The 7,907-nt window shown below is 68.9% G+C and carries 6 protein-coding genes; 1 reads left to right on the forward strand and 5 read right to left on the reverse strand.

Going from position 1 to position 7,907, the window contains the following annotated elements; all coding sequences use genetic code 11:
• Positions 1–38: 38 nt before the first annotated feature.
• The 3 genes from CA984_RS40960 to CA984_RS40970 form a co-directional block, all read right to left on the reverse strand.
• Positions 39–386: an NADH-quinone oxidoreductase subunit A gene (locus tag CA984_RS40960; protein ID WP_086578726.1), complete on the reverse strand. Its 348-nt coding sequence runs from the start codon at positions 384–386 to the stop codon at positions 39–41.
• A gap of 450 nt (positions 387–836) precedes the next feature.
• Positions 837–2,312 carry a family 43 glycosylhydrolase gene (locus CA984_RS40965; protein WP_207621232.1) on the reverse strand — a complete coding sequence of 492 codons (1,476 nt, stop codon included), beginning with the start codon at positions 2,310–2,312 and terminating at the stop codon, positions 837–839.
• An 813-nt stretch (positions 2,313–3,125) separates the two neighbouring features.
• Positions 3,126–3,386, reverse strand: coding sequence for a heavy-metal-associated domain-containing protein (locus CA984_RS40970; protein ID WP_086578728.1), 261 nt, complete (start codon positions 3,384–3,386; stop codon positions 3,126–3,128).
• A 219-nt stretch (positions 3,387–3,605) separates the two neighbouring features.
• Between CA984_RS40970 and CA984_RS40975 the strand changes: the two genes are divergently transcribed.
• A complete protein-coding gene (locus tag CA984_RS40975) occupies positions 3,606–4,583 on the forward strand; it encodes a helix-turn-helix transcriptional regulator (protein ID WP_133061933.1) in 978 nt (325 codons plus the stop codon).
• A 160-nt stretch (positions 4,584–4,743) separates the two neighbouring features.
• On the opposite strand, the gene CA984_RS40980 is transcribed toward CA984_RS40975, so the two are convergent.
• Together CA984_RS40980 and CA984_RS40985 are read right to left on the reverse strand one after the other, a co-directional pair.
• Entirely contained in the window at positions 4,744–6,993 is a 2,250-nt protein-coding gene (locus tag CA984_RS40980) for a heavy metal translocating P-type ATPase (RefSeq protein ID WP_086578730.1), read from the reverse strand.
• Between the two features lie 30 nt (positions 6,994–7,023).
• The coding region (locus tag CA984_RS40985) for a hypothetical protein (protein WP_086578731.1) at positions 7,024–7,907 on the reverse strand (884 nt) is incomplete at its 5' end.

Below are 7,907 nucleotides of genomic sequence, written 5' to 3' on the forward strand. Positions count from 1 at the left end.
GGGCGGGCGGGCCGAGGCGTACCGCAGGAGCCGGCCGCTCACGCCCATCGCAACGCCCCCTCGCGCCAGGCGTACAGGACTCCGACCATGAGCAGGCCGAGGAAGGCGAACATCTCCACCAGCGCCCCGGCTCCGACCTCGGCGACCACCACGGCCCACGGGTACATGAAGACCATCTCCATGTCGAAGGCCAGGAAGAGCAGCGTCACCGCGTACCAGCGGACATGGAAGCGGGACAGGGCGTGCTCCCGAGGCCGGGCGCCCGACAGGAACGGGCCCGCCTCAAGGGATCCCCGTGGCGCGAGCAGGAGCGAGGCGGCGTACACGCCGATGATCCCTCCGGCGAGCACGCCCAGCAGGCCCAGAACGGCCGCCCAGGGTCCCATGAATCTCTCCCCATGCTTTACTAAGATCCATAGTCCCCTGTGGCGCGGACGCCAACCGTCCCGAGCCGCCCTTTCAATGCACTGACCTGCGTATATCCTGCTGGGCACATCACTGCAAAAGGGTGGGCAATTCTCTCCTGGCAAATCCTGCTACGAGAAGTAGTAGCCGATGCGCGCCTGTCGCCGGATCAGATCGGGGCGGCCCGCCCGCGGACGCGGCCTCATAGGTGTTCCGGGACCTGAAGCCGCTGCCGTTCGGGCTTCGGACGTCCCCGGTGCCGGCCGACTGCCCGCCGTAGAGCGTGACCGATGCGTACTCCGCGTTGGCGCCGGTCCTCGCCGCCGGGCTCTTGAGCCATCCTTGCCAGTGCTGATCGCCGATGGTCCTTTCACGCCGCGGCCGGCAGGCGGGCTGACCGCGGCGTCATCGAAACTCGTCCCGGGATCGCGTCAGGCGATGCTCCACTGCTGGACCGCGCTGTTGTTGCAGGTCCACTGCCGTACTTCGGCGCCGGGCGTCGTGGCCCAGTTGTAGTCGTCGAGGCATAGGCCGCTGTGTCTGTTGGTAAGGGTGGAGTGGCCGTCGCCGGTGGAGGTGAGCCGCCACTGCTGGACGGCGAGGTTGTTGCAGGTCCACTGCTGGACCGGTGAGCCGGCCGTGGTGGCCCAGTCGGTGTCGTCCAGGCACAGGCCGCTGTGCCGGTTCCTGATCGTGTGGTAGCCGTCGGCGGCGGGGATGAGTTCCCAGTCCTGGACGGCGGCGCCGTTGCAGGTCCACTGCCGGACTTCTGCGCCGGGGGCGGTCACCCAGTTGTAGTCGTCCAGGCACAGACCGCTGTGCCGGTTGCGGATCCGCACCGTGGCGGACGCGGTCTCGCCTGAGGGGCCGGGCAGCACGGTGGAGGTGGAGACCGGGGTGCCGAGGTTGGGGGTGCCGTCGGCGTTCCAGGAGATCTTCTGCACCCGGGTGGTGCGGGTGGTGCCGCAGCCCTGGCCGGCTGAGGAGTTGGCGTGGTAGGCGATCCAGGTCTCGGTGCCGTCGGGAGAGGTGAAGAAGGAGTGGTGGCCGGGGCCGTAGACGCCGTTGACGTCGTTGCGCTGGAAGATCGGATTGGCGAACTTGGTCCAGGAGCCGGCCGCCAGGGGGTCGCCGCCGCGGTACTCCAGCATGCCGAGCTTGTAGTTGGGGCCGTTGCAGTGGCTGGCGGAGTAGGTCAGGAAGGTACGGCCGCCCCGCTGCAGCGGGAAGGAACCCTCGTTGACCGCGCCGTCCTGGCGCTCCCACGCCAGGGTGGGGGTCGAGATCCGCCTTCCGAAGGCGCCGGCCGTCGTGGGGTTCGACATCGGCGCGATGTACAGCGACTGCAGGTTGTCCTCAGGCGCGAACGCCGAGAACGTCATGTACAGGTTGCCGTTGAGTTTGAGCAGGCTGGCGTCGATCGCCCATCCGTTGTTGGGCATCAGGTTGACGATCCCGCGGATGGTGTAGGGACCCATCGGGTCGGAACCGGCACTCTCGGCGACATGCGTGCGGCGCGGTCCACCGGCCTGTTCCACCGAGTAGTACAGGTACCAGCGATTGTCGACCATCTCCAGGTGCGGGGCCCACATCGTGTCTCCGCCGGTCCGCACGACGACTTGTTCGGGGGCGTTGCGCAGGCCGGCGATCGTCGCCGAGCGGCGCATGACGACATCCGCGGACCAGGTGGTGGCCACGTAGTAGTAGAAGCCGTTGTGGAAGACCAGCGTCGGGTCGGCACTGTTGGGCGCGGGGACGACCGGGTTGGTGAACGACGGGCCCGGCGCCGCCTCGGCACGGCCAGGAGAGACGGCGGATACGACGGCGGACATGGCGAGCGCCACGATGACGGTGACGGCGAGCACGAGGGCGTGCCGTACCGCGCCTCGCCCATGAGCAAGTGACACGGGTGATCCTCTTTCCGGGTTGAGGGGTATGTTCGCGAATCGATCGGAAGGTGGCGTCCTGTTCGTGCGGACGCGCGGAGGTGACCACCGAGCTGTTCCGCATTGAGCGAGGCCCATGATGGAGAGGCCGGGGCAGGAGCGACGGTGTGGTGGCGAGGCCACCGGCACCGACAGGTGATTGCCGCCATTGGTGTACGGATGGGTCCACGGAGAGGGACGCCTTTTTGAAAGGCCGGGATCCGGGCCGGGCAATCATGATTGCCTCCGCTTTCCGGGGGATTCCACAAATGCTCGGAGAATTGCGGCATGGGTCATCGGCCGAGAGGTGTGAGCGGCCGCCGTGCGACAGCATGGCCAGCTGACCTGTGACATCGCGACAGGAATGGAGAGAGGCCAGTGTGTTAGCGTTAACATTTTTGCGTGCCAGGACCTCCGTATATGTGGTGCTTCATAGGAACGGGCTCACTATGGAACGAGAGCGCACGTTGCGTCAAGGTTTCCGGGAAGTTATGCGGGCACTGCGGGTTCCGGGAGGCGCGCGGAAACCCGCGTCGTCGGTCCGGGGGCGAGACATTCTCGGTCGGCCGATGATCTATGAGACGGCCGGCCTCATCGGCTGCGCAGGTCACGCACCGGCATCAACGGTTCGATCACCGCCCACACCATGTCGGGCAGGTTGGATGGACAGCATGTGCGGGCATCCCCGCTGATCTCGTTCTCGCACACGCAGAACGACCTTGGCGGGGATGCTCCGTTTCTTCCGCATCCACGCCGGTCGTGATCAACATGTGACAGCGCTACGCGGTGAGTCGGTTACCCGACAGTCTCTTGGTCTTGATGCCTCTCTTCGATGAATTCGCAACCGGCCAGTTCCATGGCTTCACGGATGAGTCCCTCGTCCACCGGCCCATCGGTCAGGACGCTGACCTTTCTGTCGCTGGGCTTGATGTCCACGCCGACGATCCCCGGTACTCGGATGAGTTCGGCTTTGAGGCTGGTGAGACAGTGGTCGCAACTCTCTGAGGACAGCCCACTGACCCGGTAGGTGACAAGACTGTAAGCAACGGTGATCATCCTGCGTCTCCTTGGCTCGATCCGTGCGAAGGTCCGCCGCGCGACTGGATTTGCCTTCGCTCACAGCCTGGCGCAGGCAGAGCGGGAAATGTGGAGCCATCGACGGCCGACGTCCGCCATGGCGTGAACCGGACAGATGGCCATCATGTTGCATGAATGGTGGCACCTATGCCATGTTGGCCGCGTTCTTGATCTGCACGAGAGGAACCCGGATCGCTGGTGTCCGATGCCACCCCGACAGTAGAAGACCGTCTGGCTCAGGCCCTCTACGAACGAATGCATGCCCGAGGTGAAGACCTGCCTGACGCCGCGGAGGGGCTCGGGCTGGCTGCTGAGGAGATCGAGGCGGCCCGGGACCGGCTGGTACGACTCCGTCTCCTGAACCCGGACACCCACACCACGGTGGACGCGGCCGCAGCTCTGGCCCGTAGCCTCGCGAGCAGCCATCGTGCTCTGGACAACCTGGTCGAGCAGCATGTCATGACGGCCTCTCTGGCACGGAACTACATAGGGCTCGGCTACGTCGACTCGTCCGACACCCGCATCGAGTTTCACGAACGCAAGGACGGCGCGACCGTTCTCCAGCAGCGGATCGACGAGCTCGCCGAGCTGTCCAGGTATGAGGTCATGGGGATGCATCCGCCCACCGCCTGGTCACGCGAGAACATGATCGACGCTGACGCGCGAAGTGCCCGGGCGATCAGCAGAGGCGTACGGGTACGTTCATTGAACGCGCAGAGCATGCTGACCGATCCGGGCATGCGCGAACACCTGCGCGCACGCGCGGCCATCGGCGTCGAAGTCAGGGCGGCGCCGGTGATCCCCGCTCGAATGCTGATCTATGACCGGCGTATCGCGATCATTCAGGCCGACCCCGGCGATCTGTCGCGAGGAGCCGTGCTGATCCACGGCCACAACATCGTGCTCACGCTCGCGGCTCTCTACGACTACTGCTGGCTCCTCGCTTCCGAGCCAGAGGACGTACCGGGTTCGGCGGACCGGACGACCCTCACCGCCCAGCAACGCGCTGTTCTCCGGCTGCTGGCGACAGGCGCCAAGGACGACGCCATCGCCCGCGGTCTGGGCGTATCCACTCGTACGGTGACCCGCCTGGTCGGCGAGCTCACGACGATGCTGGGAGCGGGAAGCCGCTTCCAGGCGGGAGTCCGCGCCGCACGCCTGGGCTGGCTCGACTGAACGAAGGGCTGGCACTCAGGCCGAACGGGTGACGCCGGTCCGTGGCATGGCGTGGCTCCCGCTCGCCGGCTCCGGAAAAGCAGCGTGACGGCCTCCGGCGCGATGCCGGAGGCCGTCACGGTGCCCGCTCGGAGCCGGGTGCTCCTCAGTGCGGCCGGTCTTACTTGAAGCCGCGCAGCCGCAGGCTGTTGCTGACCACGAAGACCGAGGAGAACGCCATCGCGGCTCCGGCGATCATCGGGTTGAGCAGGCCGAGCGCGGCCAGCGGCAGGGCGGCCACGTTGTAGGCGAAGGCCCAGAACAGGTTGCCCTTGATGGTGCGCAGGGTGCGGCGGGACAGGCGGATGGCGTCGGCGGCCACCCGCAGGTCGCCGCGGACCAGGGTGAGGTCGGAGGCCTCGATGGCCGCGTCCGTCCCGGTGCCCATGGCCAGGCCCAGATCGGCCTGGGCGAGCGCGGCGGCGTCGTTGACGCCGTCACCGACCATGGCGACCGACCGGCCCTCGGCCTGCAGGCGCTTGACCACGTCGACCTTGTCGGCGGGCAGCACCTCGGCGATCACCTCGTCGATGCCCACCTCGGCGGCCACGGACCGGGCGACGGCCTCGTTGTCGCCGGTGAGCAGCACCGGGGTCAGTCCCAGGGCGCGCAGCTGCCTGATCGCCTCGGCCGAGGTCGGCTTGACGGTGTCGGCCACGACGAGGACCGCGCGGGCCCTGCCGTCCCAGCCGACCGCGACAGCCGTACGGCCGGCCGTCTGAGCCTCGGCCAGCTTGCGCTCCAGCTCGACGGGCAGGTGCTGCGACCACTCGGCCAGCAGCCGGGGACGGCCCACCAGCACGGCGTGCCCGTCCACGACGCCCTGCACGCCGAGACCTTCGACGTTGGCGAAGTCCTCGGGGGCGGGCAGCTCGCCGACCCGCTCGGCCGCGCCCCGGGCGATCGCCTGGGCGATGGGGTGCTCGGAGGCGTGCTCCAGGGCGCCGGCCAGGCGCAGCACCTCGTCGCGGTCCTCGCCGTCGGCGAGGTGCACATCGGTGAGGGTCATCCTGCCCTCGGTGACGGTGCCGGTCTTGTCGAGCACGACGGTGTCGATGGCGCGGGTGGACTCCAGCACCTCGGGGCCCTTGATCAGGATGCCGAGCTGGGCGCCCCGGCCGGTGCCGACGAGCAGTGCGGTCGGGGTGGCCAGGCCCAGGGCGCAGGGGCAGGCGATGATCAGCACGGCCACCGCGGCGGTGAAGGCCGCGCCGGCGCCGTCGCCGGTGCCCAGCCAGAAGCCGAGCGTGCCGACGGCCAGCGCGATCACGATCGGGACGAAGATCCCGGAGATGCGGTCGGCCAGCCGCTGCACCTGCGCCTTGCCGGTCTGCGCGTCCTCGACGAGCTTGGCCATCTGGGCGAGCTGGGTGTCGGAGCCGACGCGGGTGGCGCGGACGACCAGGCGGCCTCCCGCGTTGACGGTCGCGCCGGTCACGGTGTCGCCGGGCCGTACCTCCACCGGCACCGACTCGCCGGTGAGCATCGAGGCGTCGACCGCGGAGGAGCCCTCCTCGACCACGCCGTCGGTGGCGATCTTCTCACCCGGCCGGACCACGAACCGGTCGCCGGCCTTGAGCTGGTCGGACGGGATCCGGACCTCGCGGCCGTCGCGCAGCACGGCGACGTCCTTGGCGCCGAGCTCCAGCAGGGCGCGCAGGGCCGCCCCCGCACGGCGCTTGGAGCGGGCCTCGAAGTAACGCCCGGCCAGGATGAAGGCCGTCACGCCCGCGGCGGCCTCCAGATAGATGTTGCCCGAGCCGTCGGTGCGCTCGATGGTGAAGGCGAACGGGTGCGTCATGCCCGGGGTGCCCGCGCTGCCGAAGAACAGCGCCCACAGCGACCAGCCCAGCGCCGCGATCGTGCCGAGCGAGACCAGGGTGTCCATGGTGGCGGCGCCGTGGCGCAGGTTGGTCCAGGCGGCCTTGTGGAACGGCCAGCCCGCGTAGACCACGACCGGCGCGGCGAGGGTCAGCGACAGCCACTGCCAGTGGGTGAACTGCAGGGGCGGGATCATCGCCATCGCGATCACCGGCACGGCGAGCACCACGGAGGTGATCAGCCGGTCGCGCAGCGACCGGAGTTCGTCCTGTGGCTCGCTCGGTGATTCATCCTGCTCTGCGCTGCTCTTGGGCTTCGGGGGGAGTGCGGCGGTGTAACCGGTCTTCTCCACCTCGGCGATGAGGTCGTGCAGGTCGATGCCCTCGGCGAAGGTGACCTTGGCCTTCTCGGTGGCGTAGTTCACGGTCGCGGTGACGCCGTCGAGCTTGTTCAGCTTGCGTTCGATCCGGTTGGCGCAGGACGCGCAGGTCATGCCACCGATCGAGAGTTCGACCGCGCCTGAGGGCCTGTCGTCGGTGAGGGAGGACATCACCTGCTCCTTTCGCTCTTCATGCCTGCGTCAGTGGTTGTGGGTGCCGTGCGAGCCGGACGCGGACGGCGTGGCCGTCGGTTCCGGGCCCGTGGTGGCGGCCGGTGCCGGGAGCTCACCGGCGCGGGCGGTGAAGTCCGCGGTGCGTACGGTCCCCTCGTGCTGGAAGTCCAGGAAGAGACGGTAGTCGCCCCGGCTGGGCACCTCGGCGTAGAAGGTGATCTCCGGTCCGGCGGGAGTCTTCCCGTCGCCCGGCTCCCCGTCGGGGTGCACGTGCAGGTAGGCCAGGTCTCCGGCGCGCAGCGCGACCAGGTGGCCGTAGGCGCCCAGGTAGGGCTGCAGGTCGGTGACAGGCTTGCCGTCCCTGCTCACCTTGAGGGTGAGCTTACTGGAGGCGCCGGGGGTCAGGTCGCCGTCCAGGGTGACGGTGTAGCCGTCGACCGTGGACGTACGGCCGGCGGCGGGCAGCGCCTTGGGCGTGTAGTCGCCCTCCGCGTGCAGGTCGGCGCCGAGGGTCAGGCCGGTGCCGCCCTCGGGGGCGAAGTCGGCGAACGCCCGGTAGGCGCCCGCTCCGGGCAGTGTCAGCTTCACCGACCACACGCCGCCCCCGGCCTCTTCGGGGTGCAGGTGCTGGAAGCTGCCCAGGTCGCGGGAGACCACGATGAAGTGCAGCTTCTTGTCGTGCTGCACCTGGTAGCCGGTGACCGGCCTGCCGTCGGGGCCGGTCACGGTGAACCGGAAGTCGGTCGCCTCGCCGGGCTTGACCGTCGTGGTCTCGGGGGTCAGGGTGTAGCCGTCCTGGGACATTTGAAGCCCTCCGGGGATGGATGTCTTGGTGGCGGCCTGGCTCGGGGCCGGCTCCGTGTGGGCTCCGTGGCCGTCGGCCGCCTGGCCGGGGGAGGGGGCCGTGGAGG

Source organism: Streptosporangium minutum (assembly GCF_002149035.1).
Taxonomy (GTDB): Bacteria; Actinomycetota; Actinomycetes; order Streptosporangiales; family Streptosporangiaceae; genus Streptosporangium; species Streptosporangium minutum.